17 protein-coding genes and 1 tRNA gene are annotated in these 16,154 nt (G+C 67.4%); 10 read left to right on the top strand and 8 right to left on the bottom strand.

All coding sequences use genetic code 11. The features are described 5' to 3' along the window. Positions 1 to 107: 107 nt before the first annotated feature. The 5 genes from AC50YM_RS18895 to AC50YM_RS18875 form a co-directional block, all read right to left on the bottom strand. Positions 108 to 230, bottom strand: a complete 123-nt coding sequence (locus AC50YM_RS18895; protein ID WP_494958478.1) for a hypothetical protein — start codon at positions 228 to 230, stop codon at positions 108 to 110. A 65-nt stretch (positions 231 to 295) separates the two neighbouring features. Continuing rightward, positions 296 to 898, bottom strand: coding sequence for a hypothetical protein (locus AC50YM_RS18890; RefSeq protein ID WP_494958477.1), 603 nt, complete (start codon positions 896 to 898; stop codon positions 296 to 298). A 113-nt stretch (positions 899 to 1,011) separates the two neighbouring features. Then, positions 1,012 to 1,248 carry a hypothetical protein gene (locus AC50YM_RS18885; protein WP_494958476.1) on the bottom strand — a complete coding sequence of 79 codons (237 nt, stop codon included), beginning with the start codon at positions 1,246 to 1,248 and terminating at the stop codon, positions 1,012 to 1,014. A 79-nt stretch (positions 1,249 to 1,327) separates the two neighbouring features. After that, complete coding sequence (locus AC50YM_RS18880) at positions 1,328 to 1,477, bottom strand: hypothetical protein (protein WP_494958475.1); 150 nt, start codon at positions 1,475 to 1,477, stop codon at positions 1,328 to 1,330. A 324-nt stretch (positions 1,478 to 1,801) separates the two neighbouring features. Continuing rightward, positions 1,802 to 1,884 (bottom strand) — tRNA-Leu (locus AC50YM_RS18875). A 162-nt stretch (positions 1,885 to 2,046) separates the two neighbouring features. Here AC50YM_RS18875 and AC50YM_RS18870 point away from each other — a divergent pair. Continuing rightward, entirely contained in the window at positions 2,047 to 3,351 is a 1,305-nt protein-coding gene (locus AC50YM_RS18870) for a M20/M25/M40 family metallo-hydrolase (RefSeq protein ID WP_494958474.1), read from the top strand. 19 nt (positions 3,352 to 3,370) lie between these two features. Then, complete coding sequence (locus AC50YM_RS18865) at positions 3,371 to 4,546, top strand: acyl-CoA dehydrogenase family protein (protein WP_494958473.1); 1,176 nt, start codon at positions 3,371 to 3,373, stop codon at positions 4,544 to 4,546. Here the strand turns inward: AC50YM_RS18865 and AC50YM_RS18860 are convergent. Then, positions 4,543 to 4,776, bottom strand: a complete 234-nt coding sequence (locus AC50YM_RS18860) for a DUF5703 family protein (RefSeq protein WP_494958472.1) — start codon at positions 4,774 to 4,776, stop codon at positions 4,543 to 4,545. The two genes, AC50YM_RS18865 and AC50YM_RS18860, sit on opposite strands and share 4 nt — an antisense overlap. A 39-nt stretch (positions 4,777 to 4,815) precedes the next feature. On the opposite strand from AC50YM_RS18860, the gene AC50YM_RS18855 reads away from it, so the two are divergent. Beyond that, complete coding sequence (locus AC50YM_RS18855; protein WP_494958471.1) at positions 4,816 to 5,082, top strand: hypothetical protein; 267 nt, start codon at positions 4,816 to 4,818, stop codon at positions 5,080 to 5,082. Positions 5,083 to 5,158: 76 nt separating this feature from the next. On the opposite strand, the gene AC50YM_RS18850 is transcribed toward AC50YM_RS18855, so the two are convergent. Then, complete coding sequence (locus tag AC50YM_RS18850) at positions 5,159 to 6,094, bottom strand: aldo/keto reductase (protein WP_494958470.1); 936 nt, start codon at positions 6,092 to 6,094, stop codon at positions 5,159 to 5,161. A 52-nt stretch (positions 6,095 to 6,146) separates the two neighbouring features. Here AC50YM_RS18850 and AC50YM_RS18845 point away from each other — a divergent pair, with 52 nt between their 5' ends. Both AC50YM_RS18845 and mshC read left to right on the top strand, forming a co-directional pair. Then, positions 6,147 to 6,980, top strand: a complete 834-nt coding sequence (locus tag AC50YM_RS18845; RefSeq protein ID WP_494958469.1) for an undecaprenyl-diphosphate phosphatase — start codon at positions 6,147 to 6,149, stop codon at positions 6,978 to 6,980. Positions 6,981 to 6,995: 15 nt separating this feature from the next. After that, positions 6,996 to 8,276 carry a cysteine--1-D-myo-inosityl 2-amino-2-deoxy-alpha-D-glucopyranoside ligase gene (gene mshC, locus AC50YM_RS18840; RefSeq protein WP_494958468.1) on the top strand — a complete coding sequence of 427 codons (1,281 nt, stop codon included), beginning with the start codon at positions 6,996 to 6,998 and terminating at the stop codon, positions 8,274 to 8,276. Between the two features lie 51 nt (positions 8,277 to 8,327). Here the strand turns inward: mshC and AC50YM_RS18835 are convergent, their stop codons facing one another. Further along, positions 8,328 to 9,233, bottom strand: coding sequence for a PAC2 family protein (locus AC50YM_RS18835; RefSeq protein WP_494958467.1), 906 nt, complete (start codon positions 9,231 to 9,233; stop codon positions 8,328 to 8,330). 129 nt (positions 9,234 to 9,362) lie between these two features. Here AC50YM_RS18835 and AC50YM_RS18830 point away from each other — a divergent pair, with 129 nt between their 5' ends. The 5 genes from AC50YM_RS18830 (at position 9,363) to dop (ending at position 16,115) form a co-directional block, all read left to right on the top strand. Further along, the gene (locus tag AC50YM_RS18830) at positions 9,363 to 10,148 is read left to right on the top strand and encodes an HAD family hydrolase (protein ID WP_494958466.1); all 786 of its coding nucleotides are present in this window, start codon (positions 9,363 to 9,365) and stop codon (positions 10,146 to 10,148) included. Next, complete coding sequence (locus AC50YM_RS18825; protein WP_494958465.1) at positions 10,141 to 11,343, top strand: site-2 protease family protein; 1,203 nt, start codon at positions 10,141 to 10,143, stop codon at positions 11,341 to 11,343. The genes AC50YM_RS18830 and AC50YM_RS18825 overlap by 8 nt, the downstream gene beginning before the upstream one ends. Before the next feature lie 113 nt (positions 11,344 to 11,456). Further along, on the top strand, positions 11,457 to 12,557 hold the full coding sequence (locus AC50YM_RS18820; protein ID WP_494958464.1) for a tRNA (adenine-N1)-methyltransferase: 1,101 nt from the start codon (positions 11,457 to 11,459) through the stop codon (positions 12,555 to 12,557). A gap of 82 nt (positions 12,558 to 12,639) precedes the next feature. Then, positions 12,640 to 14,445: a proteasome ATPase gene (gene arc, locus AC50YM_RS18815; protein ID WP_494958463.1), complete on the top strand. Its 1,806-nt coding sequence runs from the start codon at positions 12,640 to 12,642 to the stop codon at positions 14,443 to 14,445. A 59-nt stretch (positions 14,446 to 14,504) separates the two neighbouring features. Next, entirely contained in the window at positions 14,505 to 16,115 is a 1,611-nt protein-coding gene (dop, locus tag AC50YM_RS18810) for a depupylase/deamidase Dop (protein WP_494958479.1), read from the top strand. Positions 16,116 to 16,154 lie beyond the last annotated feature (39 nt).

The following is a 16,154-nucleotide window of genomic DNA, read 5'->3' as shown; positions in this document are numbered from 1 at the left end:
CGCTACATCGAGAACTACAACCAGGACGCCAAACCATTCACCTGGACCAAGTCAGCGGAGTACCTCCTGGGCAAGATGAAACGCAAACAAACCATTAACACGGAGCACTAGAGGGCTTCCTTGGCGAGCGCCTTCGTCTCAGGAGGGGTGGACCGTCCCAGCCGCTCATCGAGGGTGACGCGCAGCCGTGCCGCAGCCACTTGGACGCGGCGATGGGAAGCAGTCGGCACTGTGGAAGTCTTCACGGTAATGCGACGGGTAGTGCGGGCGGCCTTAGGCTCCGACGTATGCGTGCTCACTGGTCATCCTCCTTCGCTTCAGACTCTGTTGGTCCATTGTCGCCCATGTCGGTTCCGGAGTCCACGGCCGTGCCGTCGAACAGCTCAGCCTGCTGCCGGAGGTATTCGCCCAGGTTCCGCAGGTCCACATGCTCGTCATCCGGAACCTCGATGTAGATGGTCTCTTCCCGGGGGCGATCCTGGCCAGCAGTTTGTGCTGCGTTCGGCTCGCCGTTGACCACCTCCCAGGCGATGTCGAAAAGCTCCAGTTCCTCGTTATGGGCCAGATCGCTGTGCGCCAGGACGTCAAGCGTGGCGAGGCCCAGCGCCCGAGTGTCCTCGTCCTCCGACAACGCACGCTCCAGAGCCCACTGGGCACGCTTCCACCACTCAGCACGGCTGTCCGCAATGGTCTTCTGCTCGAGGGCGTTCCGGTCCGCTTGGCGCCTCTGCCCCAGCGCTTTTTCGTCAGCGGCGGTGCGCTGCCTGAGGATACGCCAGTTGATCAATGCTGCCAGCAGGGCCGCCAGGAGCACGGCCGCAGGGCTGAACAGGGCGACGTTCTGCCACCACTCCAGAGGAACGGGAGCCAGCGGGGCGGGAGATGGTGTCGGCGGCATGCCTTCAGCCTAAATGGCGGTCAGGACGTGAACCGGCAGAAGCGCCGTCGTCATGCTGCCGGGGGTTCGTCTCGGGATCAATCGAAGCCTCCTCACGGATTTCGTCCAGCAGATCATCCAGGCTGTGCGACAGATTGATAGGCCTCGATCCGGGAAATGGACATCTCCTCGGCGAACTTCCGCCACGGAAGGCGCTTGGCCCGGTCCGCTTTGATTTCCCGGGCATAGGGCGTGCCACGACGCCGGGGGGAGTTCTCGTTCTTGATCTGCCCCGGGTCGAGCGAGTCAGGACCCAGCCGGGCCAGTGCGGGGTCCAGGATTTCGTACCGGTGATGTGTGCGGCAGCCCACTACTCGCTCGACAGCGGACGAACAAACACAATGCCTTGCGCCGCCCGTTGACCTCGGATCATCGTGCCGGACATTCACATTAATGCGCACCAACCAGATAATCGATGGCGGCTTCCTGGAAGCCGGAGTCCATCCAGTAGCGGCGCTGGGCCTCCTTCGCCGCTGCAAGTTCGGGGCTGCTTTCCAAGGGTGCGTCGTCGGTGATGCCAGGGGCTGCCTGCAGGATCACCAGCGCGGCGTACGGCCAGCGGTTCCGAGGTTTGCTTTGAAGATCGCGTGGCCGGGGTTGTGGCCGCAGTGAGCAGCAAGTTGGCGGTGTCCTTGGAGGGCATCTTCTGCCACATGCGCTGGTTGGTGTCCGGATCGATCCACCGTACGTAGTGGGTGACGGATCCGTCTTTGCGTTTTCTTCCCGGTATGCCACAGAACCACTATGCGAAGACCGGGCCGGCGGGTGCCGCTTTTCAGCGTCCACGTGGGTGACACCGGAGCCCGCGTGGGCGGGGACAGAAAAAAACCCCTGGAATCCTTGGATTCCAGGGGTTTTCCCTTGTGCGCGGAGGGGGACTTGAACCCCCACCCCCTTTCGAGGACTAGCACCTCAAGCTAGCGCGTCTGCCATTCCGCCACCCGCGCAGGTGGTATTCGGTGAACCTTTTCGCCTTTCAGCGTTTCGGTTTTCTCCGAAGCAGCGAGAAAGACTCTAGCATGAAGTTTCCCGAAACAAATAATCGGGGCCAGCTCGGGCATGTGGGTAGGCTGAAGCCAGCCCGAGAGCCGACCCACGAGGAGTGAACCATGACTGAGATCAGGCCCGAGGACGAAGTCGTCAGAATCTGCCAGGAACTAATCCGGATTGACACGTCCAATTACGGGGACGGTTCCGGCCCGGGGGAGCGGGCAGCCGCCGAGTACACCGCGGGACTGATGACCGAAGTGGGGCTGGACGCCGAAATCTTCGAGTCCGCCCCGGGCCGCGCCAGCGTGGTGACCCGCCTCGCCGGGGAGGACCCGTCCGCCAGCGCCCTGGTCGTCCACGGACACCTGGATGTGGTCCCCGCACTCCGCGACCAGTGGTCGGTTGATCCCTTCGGCGCGGAGCTCAAGGACGGCATGATCTGGGGACGCGGCGCGGTCGACATGAAGGACATGGACGCCATGATCCTTTCCGTCCTCCGGGATTTCGCCCGGACCGGACGCAAGCCCAAGCGGGACCTGATCTTCGCGTTCTTCGCCGACGAGGAAGCCGGCGGCACCTATGGCGCCCGTTACGCGATCGAAAAGCGGCCCGAACTCTTCGCCGGCGCCACCGAGGCGATCTCCGAGGTCGGAGGATTCTCCGCCACGATCGGCGGCAAGCGCACGTACCTGCTCCAGACCGCCGAAAAGGGTCTCTCCTGGCTCCGCCTCGTCGCCCACGGCCGTGCGGGCCACGGCTCGCAGATCAACACGGACAACGCCGTCACCCGGCTGGCCAGTGCCGTCTCCCGGATCGGTGACTACCGCTGGCCGGTCGAGCTGACCCCCACCACCCGGCAGTTTCTCGACGGCGTCACGGAACTCACCGGCGTCGAGTTCGATCCGGACGATCCGGAGAAGATCCTCAAGGAGCTGGGCACGGTGGCACGCTTCGTCGGTGCCACCCTGCAGAACACCACGAACCCCACCCTGCTCAAGGGCGGCTACAAGCACAACGTGATCCCGGAGTCAGCCGAGGCCCTCATCGATTGCCGCACCCTGCCCGGCCAGGAGCAGCACGTCCTTGAAACCGTCCGGGAACTCGCCGGCAAGGGCGTGGACGTGAGCTATGTCCACAACGACGTCTCACTGGAGGTTCCGTTCGCCGGCAACCTCGTGGACTCCATGATCGACGCGCTGCACGCCGAGGACCCGGGGGCCAAGGTCCTCCCGTACACACTCTCCGGCGGCACGGACAACAAGTCCCTGAGCCGGCTCGGCATCACCGGCTACGGCTTCGCCCCGCTCCAGCTGCCGGAGGAGCTGGACTTCACCGGGATGTTCCATGGTGTCGATGAACGGGTCCCCACCGAGTCGCTGAAATTCGGCGCACGGGTCCTCGATACCCTGCTCACCAACTACTGACGCCCGGAAGGCACCGCCGATGAGCCCCGAAGCTGCACTGTCCGATGGCTTGCCCGATGCCCTGCTGGAACGGATCCGCGGGCGCGCCGCGGGCTACGACCGTGACAACGCCTTTTTCCAGGAGGATCTGGAGGAGCTGGCCGATGCCGGCTACCTGAAGATCTTCGTCCCGGCGGCCGACGGCGGACTGGGGCTCGGTCTCGCGGCCGCGGCGCAGCTGCAGCGGCGGTTGGCGACGGCGGCCCCGGCCACCGCCCTGGCCATCAACATGCACCTGGTCTGGACCGGCGTCGCGCATGTCCTGGCCGCCCGGGGTGACTCCTCCCTCGACTTCGTCCTCCGGGAGGCCGGGCAGGGCGAGATCTTTGCGTTCGGGAACTCGGAGGCGGGGAACGACTCGGTGCTCTTCGACTCCCGCACCGCCGCCGTCCCGCTGGCCGGGGGTGGCTACGCCTTCACGGGCCGCAAGATCTTCACGAGCCTCTCGCCGGCCTGGACCCGGCTGGGCATCTTCGGAAAGGACACCTCGGCCGGAAACGGCGACGGGCAACTGGTCCACGGCTTTCTCACCCGCGACACCCCGGGGTATGAGATCCTGCCCGACTGGGACACCCTGGGCATGCGCGCCAGCCAGTCGAACACCACGGTCCTGGCCGGCGCGGTGGTGCCCGCGGACCGGATCTTCCGGAAGCTGCCGGTCGGCCCGAACGCTGACCCGCTGATCTTCGCCATCTTTGCCTGCTTCGAGACGCTGCTGGCGGCGGTGTATACGGGCATCGGCGAGCGGGCTCTCGCCCTGGCGGTGGAGGCCGTGACACGGCGGACATCCTTCAAGAACGGCGGACGGAGCTACGCCCAGGATCCAGACATCCGCTGGAAGGTGGCGGACGCGGCGATGGCCATGGACGCGCTGTACCCCCAGCTGTCGACCGTCACCGCCGACGTCGACGCGCTGGCCGATCATGCGGGCCAATGGTTCCCGAAGCTGGTTGGCCTGAAAGTCAGCGCGACAGAGACGGCCCGAACCGTCGTGGATCTGGCCATCCGGGTCTCCGGAGGATCCAGCTACTTCCGCGGGTCCGAACTGGAGCGGCTGTACCGGGACGTGCTGGCGGGAATGTTCCACCCCTCCGACGACGAATCAGCGCACACCACGGTGGCCAACGCCTGGCTGGGTCCGCTCGAGACCAGCTAGAAGGTCCGCTGGACCTGGGTGACGCGGCGGCGGAGCCAGAAGCGCCGGCCGCCGCCCAAATACAGCACGCTGCGCTCCAGTTCCCACTTGCCGTACTCGGAGTGCTCCACCAGGCGGCGGTGCGCTTCCGGCAGGGAATCCTCAGGACTGACGGTCAGTACGAGGTACTCGTACTGCCTCACATAGTCCCGTTCCCGCCGGACTGAACTGCTGAGAAAATGTTCCTTCATTGCTCTCCATTTTCTACCTTTTCCGGCTAACGTGAAGTCATGAGCATCGATCCGCGTGTCGCGCTTCAATCCCTAACGTCTGCCCTGGAAGAGCACCTCGCAGCGGTGTCGGCACGCCGGGGAGACGGGGACCCTGCGGTCGAGGCAGCGTTTTTTTCCGTTGCCGATGCCTTTGAAGTCTACGACGACTCGCTCTACGACGCCTACGGCGAAGTTACTCCGCTGCAGGTGATCGAGGACGACAGCGACGAAGACGAGGAAGAAGACGTCGACGACGAGGAAGACCTCGAAATCCTCCAGGACTAAGGCCGCTCAAACCCGCCCCAGCACCCGCTCAGGCGTGCCCTGGGTTCTCGCGGGCATGACCCTGTCAGCCCTGAACTCAGGCGGGGCTGGAAACATCCTCCAGTGCCTGGGCAATCTGCGGCGGAAGCGGCGCGAGCGTGGAATCCAGGATTTCCTTGAGCTGCACGGGCGTGCGTGCGCCGACAATCGCCGTCGCGACCCCGTGCTGGGACAGCAGCCAGCTCAATGAGACATCCAGTGCGGTCCGCCCCAGGCCTTTCGCCGCCATCGCGACGGCCTCCACCACACTGGACGCGGCCCCCTCGAGGTACGGCTCGACGTAGCCGGCCAGCCGCGAATGGGCCGCCCGCGAGTCCGCGGGAATGTGCCCGCGGTACTTTCCGCTCAACACCCCCCGCCCCACCGGACCCCACGCCATCAGGCCCAGGCCCGCGTCCTCAATGGCAGGAATCAGTTCAGCTTCGGGGGAGCGGCGCAGCAGGGAGTATTCCGACTGGTTCGCGATCAGCGGGAACCCCGCGACCGCGGCGGCCTTCGCCGTCTGCCAGCCGTTGAAATTGGATACGCCCGCGTACCGGGCGCGGCCGGAGCGGACGGCGAATTCGAGCGCTGACAGGGTCTCCTCCAGCGGTACGTTCGGGTCCCAGGCCTGGGCAAACCAGAGGTCGACGTAGTCGGTGCCAAGCCGGGCCAGGCTCGCGTCCAGGCTGGAAAGCAGCGCGTTCCGGGAGGTGTCGACGCTGCGCCTGCCGTCCGACGTCGTCAGTCCGGCTTTGGTGGAGATCACCACTTCGGAGCGCGCCACCACGTCCCCCAGCATCCCGCCCAGCATGGCTTCCGCCTGGCCGTCGCCGTAGGATGCGGCCGTGTCGATCAGGGTTCCGCCACCGTCCACGAAGGTGCGGAGCAGCGCCGAGGCGTCCTGCTCATCCGTTTCCCGGGCCCAGGACATGGTGCCGAGGGAAAGGGAGGACACACGCAATCCACTGTTGCCGACATATCGCTGCTGCATGTCAGCAAGCTTACGGGGATTCGCCCCGCATCATGACGTAGGGTCTATAAACGTGAACTGGTTTGAAGCGGCCTTTCTGGGCCTTGTGCAGGGACTGACAGAGTTCCTCCCGATCTCCTCAAGCGCCCATCTGCGGATCGTAGGCTCCTTCCTGCCCAACGCGGCCGACCCGGGGGCCGCGTTCACCGCGATCACCCAGCTCGGGACGGAAACCGCCGTGATTGTGTACTTCTGGCGCGACATCGTGCGGATCGTCAGAGCCTGGGCCGGCTCCCTGACCGGCAGAGTCTCCCGCCAGCACCCTGACGCCCGGATGGGCTGGCTGGTCATCCTGGGCAGCCTGCCGATCATCGTCCTGGGGCTGCTCTTCCAGGACCAGATCGAGTCCGTGCTGCGCAGCCTCTGGATAGTGGCGACCACGCTGATCGTTTTCGGCATGATCCTCGCCGTCGCCGACGCCGTCGGCCGGCAGCAGCGCGACCTGACCCAGCTGACCTACAGGCACGGCATCTTCTTCGGCCTGGCCCAGGCCATGGCACTGATCCCCGGCGTTTCCCGGTCGGGCGGCACGATCACCGCCGGGCTGCTGATGGGCTACACCCGCGAAGCGGCCGCCCGGTATTCCTTCCTGCTGGCGATCCCGGCCGTGTTCGGCAGCGGCCTGTACCAGCTCTACAAGGTCGTCGCCAAGGACGGCGTCACCGGACCCTACAGCCTCCCGGAAACGGCACTCGCGACGGCCGTCGCTTTTGTGGTCGGCTACATCATCATCGGCTGGTTCCTGAAATACGTCTCAACCCACAGCTACCGGCTCTTCGTCTGGTACCGGATCCTGCTCGGCCTGGCCCTGTACGTGCTGCTCGGTTTCAACGTCATCAGCGCCTAGCACTAGGCTTGGGCTGTGAAGTCTTGGATCTCCCGCCCCGTTCCCCAGCTCCCCGGCAGCATGGCTGCCCTCCGCCTCTTCGACACCGCCAAAGGCAGCGTCGTTACCCTCGGAGCAGCCGGCGAACAGTCAATGTACGTCTGCGGCATCACCCCGTATGACGCTACCCATATGGGGCACGCGGCCAGTTATGTCGCGTTCGACCTGCTCAACCGCGCCTGGCGGGACGGCCGCCAGCACGTCGCCTACGTGCAGAACGTCACCGACGTCGACGACCCACTGCTGGAGCGCGCGACGGCGACCGGTGTGGACTGGCGCGATCTCGCCGCCAGCCAGATCGAGCTTTTCCAGACGGACATGGAAGCGCTCAACGTGCTGGCGCCCGACCACTATGTGGGCGCCGTGGAAGTCATTCCGCTGATCGTGCCGGCCATCGAGCTGCTCGTGCAGCGGGGTTTGGCCTACCGGGTGGCCGGCGGCGCCGGCGAGCCCGACGGGGATGTCTACTACGACGTCGAAGCCGCCGGCAAGCACTCCGCCGAGGCCACCGACGCCTGGACCCTGGGCTCGGTCTCCGGACTGTCCGACGCCGAGATGCTGGAGCTGTTCGCCGAACGCGGCGGGGATCCGGGCCGGGCCGGCAAACGCCAGGCGCTTGACCCGCTGCTCTGGCGGGTCGCCCGCGAGGGCGAACCGAGCTGGCCGGGTGGCGGCCTCGGGGACGGCCGGCCGGGCTGGCACATCGAATGCACCGTCATCGCCCAAAAGTACCTGCCCGCGCCGTTCACCGTGCAGGGCGGCGGCTCGGACCTGATCTTCCCGCACCACGAAATGGGCGCCGGGCACGCCTACTCCCTGTCCGGTGTGCCGCTGGCACACCACTTCGCGCACGCCGGGATGGTGGGGCTCGATGGCGAGAAGATGAGCAAGTCCAAGGGCAACCTGGTCCTCGTGTCCAAACTCCGCGCCGCGGGCGAGGAACCGGCAGCGATCCGGCTCGCCATCCTGGCCCACCACTACCGAAGCGACTGGTCCTGGACCGACGCCGGGTTCGCCGAGGCCAAGGACCGCCTCCGCACCTGGCGGGACGCCCTCGAGGCGGCTCCCGCCGGCTCAGCCGCGGCTCTGGTCGCCCGGCTGCGGGCCGAACTTTCGAACGACCTGAACGCCCCCGGGGCCGTCGCCGCCATGGATGACTGGGCCAAGGCCGCGCTCCACGCTGGCCACGCGGGCTGCCCGACGGACGCCGCCCTGGTCAGCGACGCCGTCAACGCCCTGCTCGGCGTCGAACTCTAGACGCGGGAGTCGAACCCCGGACCTGGCGCCGGACGCGCGGGCGCCGGACGCTTAGGGTTTGTCCTTGCCGCGGCGTTTGAGGTAGCGCTCGAATTCCCGGGCGATCGACTCGCCGCTGGCCTCGGGGAGGTCGGCGGTGTCCTTCGCTTCCTCCAGCTGGCGCACGTACGCCGCAATTTCAGGATCCTCGGTGGCCAGCTCATCAACGCCGCGCTCCCAGGCATCGGACTCGTCCACGAGGTCCTGTGTGTCGAGCGGAACCTGCAGCAGTTCCTCGATCCGGTGCAGCAGCGCGAGCTGGGCCTTGGGGGAGGGGGCCTGCGCGACGTAATGCGGGACAGCGGCCCAGAGCGAGACCGTGGGCAGCCCGGCCAGCAGCGCAACCTCGGCGAGGACCCCAACAATGCCCACCGGACCCTCGTACTGGGAGGCCTCCAGGTCCATCCGCTCACGCAGTGCAGGGTCATCCGAGGACGTGCTCACCGGAATCGGCCGGCTGTGCGGCACGTCGGCGAGGAGGGCGCCGACCAGGATCACGTAGTCCACGTGCAGCGCCTCGGCATGGACCAGCAGTTCCGCGGTGTATGCCCGCCACTTGTAGGACGGCTCCGTGCCCTGGACGAAGATGACGTCGACGTTGGAGCCGGGAACGCTGGCCTTAAAGATGCGGGTGGAGGGCCACTTGATCTTCCGCTCCCCGGATGCCGTGCGGCGGATCGTGGGCCGGGTGAACTGGAAGTCGTAGTACTCGTCGGCGTCGACCGAACCGACCTTCTTGCCGCCCCACAGCTTGTTGAGGTAGCGCAAAGCATCGCTGGCAGCCTCCCCGGCGTCGTTCCAGCCTTCGAAGGCAGCGAGCATCACCGTGATGCGCCGGCCCTCGGGGACGGGCAGCAGCAGCCGTTCCGGCTCGGGCACGCCGCCCGTTTCCGCGGGGTCTACCTCGAAGCTATTCATCTCTTCACCCTACGTCCAAGCACCCGGCCCCCGCAGGGAATGAAGCGCCGGGAATCGCCGGCGGCCGCGCTGATTCGCCGTAGGCGTAGTATCAGCCCCCACACAGGGCCGCACCGTAGACTGGAAAGCATGCAATCCTCAGTTCCCCAGCCCCTGTTCAAAGCCGCGCTCTGGGACATGGATGGCACCATCGTGGACACCGAGCCGTACTGGATCGAGGCTGAACATGCCCTGGTGGCCGCCCACGGCGGACACTGGTCCCACGAGAAGGCCATGCAGCTGGTGGGCCAGTCCCTGGTGTTCTCGGCCGGCATCCTGCAGGATTCCGGCGTGGCGCTGGAGCGCCGGGAGATCATCGACATCCTGACCGCCCACGTCATCAGCCAGGTCCGCACGTCCGTGCCGTGGCGGCCCGGCGCCCGCGAACTGCTGGAGGAGCTCCACAGCGCGGGCATCCGCTGCGCCCTCGTGACCATGTCCGAGGCCCCGCTGGCCCGGGAAATCGTGGCCAGCCTGCCCAAGCCCTACTTTGATTTCCTCGTCACCGGCGACACCGTCACGCAGGGCAAGCCGCACCCCGAGGCCTACCTCAGGGCGGTGGAACTGCTGCAGGAACAGGACCCGGAACTCGGACCGGAGCACTGCATCGCACTGGAGGACTCCGTCCCGGGCGTCGCGTCCGCCGTCGCCTCGGGCGTGCTGACCGTCGCCATCCCGCACATCATGCCGCTGCCGCACGATCCGCGCCACGCCGTTTGGGACACCCTGGCCGGCCGCACCGTGGCTGATCTCGAGGACCTCGTCGCCCTGCGCCACGAATTCCCGGATGCGGCCTTCGGCCGGGCCGGCGGCACCGACCCCGCCCCCGACGGCGCGGATGAACCCGGCGCAGCAAAGGTCCCGGTCCATGACTGACACCGACACGCGCAGCGGGCGGGAGCCGCAGAAGCAGGGCCGCAAAGAAGGCATCCCGCTGGGACGGATCGCCGGCATCCCGGTGATCCTCGCCTATTCCTGGTTCATCATTGCGGCGTTTACGGTGATCGTCTACGGCCCCGTGCTGCAGAAGAACAACCCGGAACTGGGCATCGGCGCGTACGTCGTGGCGTTCGCCTACTCGGTCCTGCTGCTGGTCTCGGTCCTGGTGCATGAGCTCGCGCACGCCCTGACCGCGAAGATCTACCACTGGCCCAGCGAAAAGATTGTCCTGAACCTCTGGGGCGGCCACACCCAGTTTGAGAGTTTCACCGCGTCTCCCGGCCGTTCCGTCCTCGTCGCGCTGGCGGGTCCCGCGGCCAACTTCGTCCTCGCTGCCGGGGGCTGGCTCGTCCTGACCGGCGGCGGGCTCACCGGCGTCGCCGGTATCCTGGCGAACATCTTCGTCTGGGCCAACCTGCTGATCGGCATCTTCAACGTCCTGCCCGGGCTGCCCCTGGACGGTGGCCGGCTGGTCGAATCAGCTGTCTGGAAGCTGACCGGCAGCCACGAAAAAGGCACCATTGCTGCCGGTTGGGGCGGCCGGATCATCGTGATCGGCCTGGTGGCGTGGTTCGTGGTCCTGCCCCTGCTCGCTGGCGGCCGGCCGGACACCTCCCTGATGCTCATCACGCTCCTCGTCTGCAGCTTCCTCTGGATGGGCGCCACCGCCTCGATCAGGCAGGCCCGGCTGCGCGGCCGGCTGCCGCTGGTGGAAGCCGGCGCACTGGCCGATCCTGCGGTAGGCCTCCCGGAATCGGCCACCGTGGCGGACCTGCTGGCGCTGCCCCGGGACCGTAGCACCGGGGCACCCCCCGCCGTCGTGCTGTACCGCCCCGACGGGCGACCGGCCGCCGTGGTCGACGCCGGCGCAGTCGCCGCCGTTCCCGCGGCCGCCGCCGCCTCGACCCCGGTCACAGCCGTGTCCTATGCCTTGGGTGCAGGCGCCTATGTGCCCGAAGGGTCCAAGGGGCAGGAACTGATCCAGTACCTGTCCCAACTCGACGGGCTGGAGTATGCCGTCGTGGACAGTGCCGGAACCGTCACCGGCCTCCTGCGGCAATCCGCCGTGCTGGCCGCGCTCACGGGCAAGGCCGCCGGGGCCGGCAGACGGATGTACGGCCAAAGCCGGTAGAGTTACCTGCCGGTCGTGTATTTCCAGCCCGGGTTCGAGTCCCCGGGCACCAGCAGCCGGACCGCCGGCACCATCCGCGGCCACCCAGCTTTCCAGGAGCGAGGAACATCTTCATGAGCAGCGACACCGCCGCCAGCACCAGCCCCGACGACGCCGCCACAGCCGGCAGCGCGGCCATCCACACTGCCGCCCCGGCAACCGGACTGCCCGCTGCCGCCGCCCCGGTGGGCGCAGCCCGCCGCCGCGGACCGTTCCGCGAAGGCGAACGCGTTCAGCTCACCGACGAACGCGGCCGGATGAACACGATCAGCCTTGAAGCCGGCGGAGCGTTCCACACCCACCGCGGCTTCCTCAACCACGATGAGATCATCGGCCAGCCGGACGGCTCCGTGGTGGTCAACAACGTCGGCCAGCAATACCAGACACTGCGCCCCCTGCTCTCGGACTTCGTGCTGTCGATGCCGCGCGGCGCGGCCGTGGTCTACCCCAAGGACGCCGGCCAGATTGTCACCATGGCCGACATCTTCCCCGGCGCGCGCGTCGTCGAGGCGGGCGTGGGCTCCGGTGCGCTGTCCATCTCGCTGCTCCGCGCGGTGGGGGACAACGGCTACCTGCACTCCTTTGAACGCCGGGAGGAATTCGCCGACATCGCCCGCGGCAACGTCGAGACGATCTTCGGCGGTCCGCACCCGGCCTGGCAGATCTCCCTCGGGGACTTCCAGGAGGAAGTGGTCCGCACCGAGGAACCCGGTTCCGTGGACCGTGTGGTCCTGGACATGCTCGCCCCGTGGGAATGCCTCGACGCCGTCGCCACCGTTCTCGCCCCGGGCGGCGTGTGGATCAACTATGTCGCCACGGTGACGCAGCTGTCCCGGACCGCGGAGGCCATCCGGGCCGACGGCCGCTTCACCGAACCCGACGCCTGGGAATCCATGGTCCGCGGCTGGCACCTTGAGGGCCTGGCGGTCCGGCCGGACCACCGGATGGTCGCGCACACCGGCTTCCTGCTCGTCACCCGCCGGCTGGCGGACGGGGTCACGGGCATCTCCGTGAAGCGCCGCCCGTCCAAGACCGGCTTCAACGAAGAGGACGTCAACGCCTGGACACCGGGTGCCGTGGGGGAGCGCGCCGTTTCGGACAAAAAGCTCCGCCGGGCCGCCCGCGATGCCATCGCCGGAACCAACGTTAAGGACGATCCGGATATTACGAAGTAGTCCGTATTTCGGAAGTCTTCAGCGGCGTCCGGCTTCTTGGGGCTAATGTCTTAATAGAAGCGCAGGAAGGGGCTGATGCACGATGGAGACTCCGAACACCGATCCGGACCTGACCCCGGCAGAGGACGCGGGGGACGCGGGGGACGCGGCGGGACAGCCGCGTCCCGCCGGCGATGACCGCTACGCGGCCAGCGAACTGTCGGTGGCCGAGCGGCAGGTCAATATCCTCCGGGACAAGCTCCGGCATATTGACCGCCAGCTCGCCGCCGCCACCCAGAACAACTCCAAGCTGGTGGGCATGCTGGAGACCGCGAAAGCGGAAATCCTCCGGCTGAAGAACGCCCTCGACCAGGAGGGCCAGCCGCCGTACAGCTTCGGCACCGTGTTGCAGCTGAACCCCGGACGCCATTCCTCCGCCGGCAACGGCGGGCAGGCCGCCACCGAGGAATCGGTGGACATCTTCAACGCCGGCCGCAAGATGCGCGTCGGGATCAGCCCGCTGGTCAACATGAACCAGCTCGCCGTTGGCCAGGAAGTGCTCCTCAACGAGGCACTGATGGTGGTCGCCGGGCTGGGCTACGAACGGGCCGGGGAACTCGTCACACTGAAGGAAATGCTGGGCGTTGACCGCGCCCTCGTGGTCGGACGGGCGGATGAGGAGCGCGTTGTCCGGCTCTCCGGCGCCCTGCTCGCCCAGAAGCTCCGGGTCGGGGACGCCCTCTCGGTCGATTCGCGCACCGGTTACGCCCTGGAAAAGGTCCCGCGCTCGGAGGTGGAGAACCTCGTCCTCGAGGAGGTCCCGGACATCACCTACCAGGACATCGGCGGCCTGGGACCGCAGATCGAACAGATCCGCGACGCCGTGGAGCTGCCGTTCCTGCACCCGGACCTGTACCGCGAGCACGGCCTCAAGGCGCCCAAGGGAATCCTGCTCTATGGTCCGCCGGGCTGCGGCAAGACCCTGATTGCCAAGGCCGTCGCGAATTCCCTCGCCGCCCGGGCAGCCGAACGCACCGGCAAGACCGACATGAAGAGCTACTTCCTGAATATCAAGGGCCCGGAGCTGCTGGACAAGTACGTCGGCGAGACCGAACGGCACATCCGGCTGATCTTCGCCCGCGCCCGGGAGAAGGCTTCCGAGGGCAGCCCCGTGGTGGTCTTCTTCGACGAAATGGACTCGCTCTTCCGTACCCGCGGCACCGGCATCTCCTCCGACGTGGAAACCACCATCGTCCCGCAGCTGCTCAGCGAGATTGACGGGGTCGAGCGGCTCGACAACGTGATCGTCATCGGCGCGTCCAACCGTGAAGACATGATCGACCCCGCGATCCTGCGGCCGGGCCGGCTGGACGTCAAGGTCAAGATCCACCGCCCGGACGCGGAGGCCGCGGCGGACATCTTCAACAAATACATCACGGCCGACCTGCCGTTCCACGAGTCGGACCTCGCCGAGCACCACGGTGATGTCCAGGCCACCGTGGATGCGATGGTCCAGCGCACCGTGGAGGCCATGTACTCCACCGACAAGTCCAACGAATACCTCGAGGTCACCTACGCCAACGGCGACACCGAGATGCTCTACTTCAAGGACTTCAATTCCGGCGCCGTCGTTCAAAACGTCGTGGACCGGGCCAAGAAGTACGCCATCAAGGACCTGCTCACCGTGGGCCAGAAGGGCATCCGGATCGATCACCTGCTCCGCGCCGTCGTGGACGAGTTCCGCGAGCATGAGGACATGCCCAACACCACCAATCCGGACGACTGGGCGCGGATCTCGGGCAAGAAGGGCGAACGCATCACCTACATCCGGACCATCGTCCAGGGCAAAGCGGGCCAGGAACCCGGCAAATCCATCGAGACGATGCCGAGCACGGGCCAGTACCTGTGACGTCGGCGGTGCCCGGCAGACCGGCCGGTGCATCCGGTGGCCTGCCGGCGGGCGGAGCCATGCGGGTGATGGGCTCGGAGACCGAATACGGGATCCACGCCCCCTCCGCGCCCGGCGCGAACGCGACCATGATGTCCGCGCGGGTGATCCAGGCCTACGCCCAGGTCACCCGGCAGCGCGCCGCCGGCGGTGCCGAGACCCGCTGGGACTACACCGACGAGGAACCGCTGCACGACGCCCGCGGCTGGACGCTGGAGCGCGGTCAGGCCGAACCGGACCAGCTGACCGACCAGCCGCCCGTTCTCGACGCCGAGGCCGTCGCCCTCGCCTATGGGCGGCAGGAGCTGGAGGCCGACGGCGAGGACGAGTCCGGCACGCTGTTAATGAACATGGTCCTGGGCAATGGTGCCCGGCTCTACGTGGACCATGCCCACCCCGAGTACTCCAGCCCGGAAGTGACCAACCCGCGCGACGTCGTCACCTGGGATGCCGCCGGGGACCTTGTGGCGCTTGCCGCGGTGCGACGGCTGGCTGCCGATCCTGGGCTGCCGCCGGTGAATCTCTACAAGAACAACACCGACAACAAATCCGTCTCCTACGGGTCGCACGAGAATTACCTGATGCCCCGCTCGGTGCCGTTCGGGGACATCGTCCGCGGCCTCACACCGTTCTTTATCACGCGCCAGATCATCTGCGGTGCCGGCCGGGTCGGCATGAAGCAGGACGGCTCCCGCCCCGGCTACCAGATCAGCCAGCGCGCAGATTTCTTCGAGACCGAGGTCGGCCTGGAGACCACCATCCGGCGGCCCATCATCAACACCCGCGATGAACCGCACGCCACCGCCGACAAGTACCGGCGGCTGCATGTCATCATCGGCGACGCCAACCTCAGCCAGGCCTCCAATTACCTCAAGTTCGGCAGCACCGCGATGGTGCTCAGCCTGATCGAGGCCGGCCTTGCCCCCAAGATCGAGGTCCATGAGCCGGTCGCCGCGCTGCAGGCCGTCAGCCACGACACCTCGCTCACCGCCACCGTGCGGCTGCTCGACGGGCGGCGGATCACCGCCCTGGACCTGCAATGGATCTACTACGAAGCGGCCGCGAAGCATGCCCAGGACACCGGCGTCGCCGACGCCGTGGACGGGGACGGCCACACACACGAGGTACTGGAACGCTGGGCGGCGACGCTGACCGAACTGGGCAGCGACCGGGCGGCGGCCGCGACCTCCGTGGAATGGCTGGCTAAACTTTCGCTGCTGGACGGCTACCGGGAGCGCGACGGGCTGGACTGGGGACACGCACGGCTGGGCCTCGTGGACCTGCAGTGGGCTGACATCCGCCCCGAAAAGGGCCTCTATTACCGCCTGCTGGCGCGGGAACGCCTGCGGCGGATCGTCGACGACGGCGTGATTCAGCGGGCGGTTACGGAACCGCCGTCGGACACCAGGGCCTTCTTCCGGGGCCGCTGCGTGAGCCGGTTCGGGGCCGATGTCGTCGGTGCCAGCTGGGACTCCGTGATCTTCGATCTGCCCGGCCGCGGCAGGCTGCAGCGGGTCCCCACCCGGGAACCGCTGCGCGGCACCGAGGCCCTCACCGGCGTGCTGTTCGCCCGGCACCGGGACGCCGGGCCGTTCCTCGCCGAGCTGCTGGGACTGCCACCCGGTTCGTAGCGAAAAGAGCCCCGCCGGAGCCCCGGGCGTGGCAATATG

The organism is Pseudarthrobacter sp. RHLT1-30-1, from assembly GCF_059383415.1.
This window is presented reverse-complemented; position numbering and strand designations above follow the sequence as displayed.

Coding starts and splice junctions, on each gene's coding strand:
- AC50YM_RS18890 (WP_494958477.1), bottom strand. CDS start 898: ATGCCGCCGACACCATCTCCCGCCCCGCTGGCTCCCGTTCCTCTGGAG.
- AC50YM_RS18870 (WP_494958474.1), top strand. CDS start 2,047: ATGACTGAGATCAGGCCCGAGGACGAAGTCGTCAGAATCTGCCAGGAA.
- AC50YM_RS18865 (WP_494958473.1), top strand. CDS start 3,371: ATGAGCCCCGAAGCTGCACTGTCCGATGGCTTGCCCGATGCCCTGCTG.
- AC50YM_RS18860 (WP_494958472.1), bottom strand. CDS start 4,776: ATGAAGGAACATTTTCTCAGCAGTTCAGTCCGGCGGGAACGGGACTAT.
- AC50YM_RS18855 (WP_494958471.1), top strand. CDS start 4,816: ATGAGCATCGATCCGCGTGTCGCGCTTCAATCCCTAACGTCTGCCCTG.
- AC50YM_RS18850 (WP_494958470.1), bottom strand. CDS start 6,094: ATGCAGCAGCGATATGTCGGCAACAGTGGATTGCGTGTGTCCTCCCTT.
- AC50YM_RS18835 (WP_494958467.1), bottom strand. CDS start 9,233: ATGAATAGCTTCGAGGTAGACCCCGCGGAAACGGGCGGCGTGCCCGAG.
- AC50YM_RS18830 (WP_494958466.1), top strand. CDS start 9,363: ATGCAATCCTCAGTTCCCCAGCCCCTGTTCAAAGCCGCGCTCTGGGAC.
- AC50YM_RS18825 (WP_494958465.1), top strand. CDS start 10,141: ATGACTGACACCGACACGCGCAGCGGGCGGGAGCCGCAGAAGCAGGGC.
- AC50YM_RS18820 (WP_494958464.1), top strand. CDS start 11,457: ATGAGCAGCGACACCGCCGCCAGCACCAGCCCCGACGACGCCGCCACA.
- arc (WP_494958463.1), top strand. CDS start 12,640: ATGGAGACTCCGAACACCGATCCGGACCTGACCCCGGCAGAGGACGCG.
- dop (WP_494958479.1), top strand. CDS start 14,505: ATGCGGGTGATGGGCTCGGAGACCGAATACGGGATCCACGCCCCCTCC.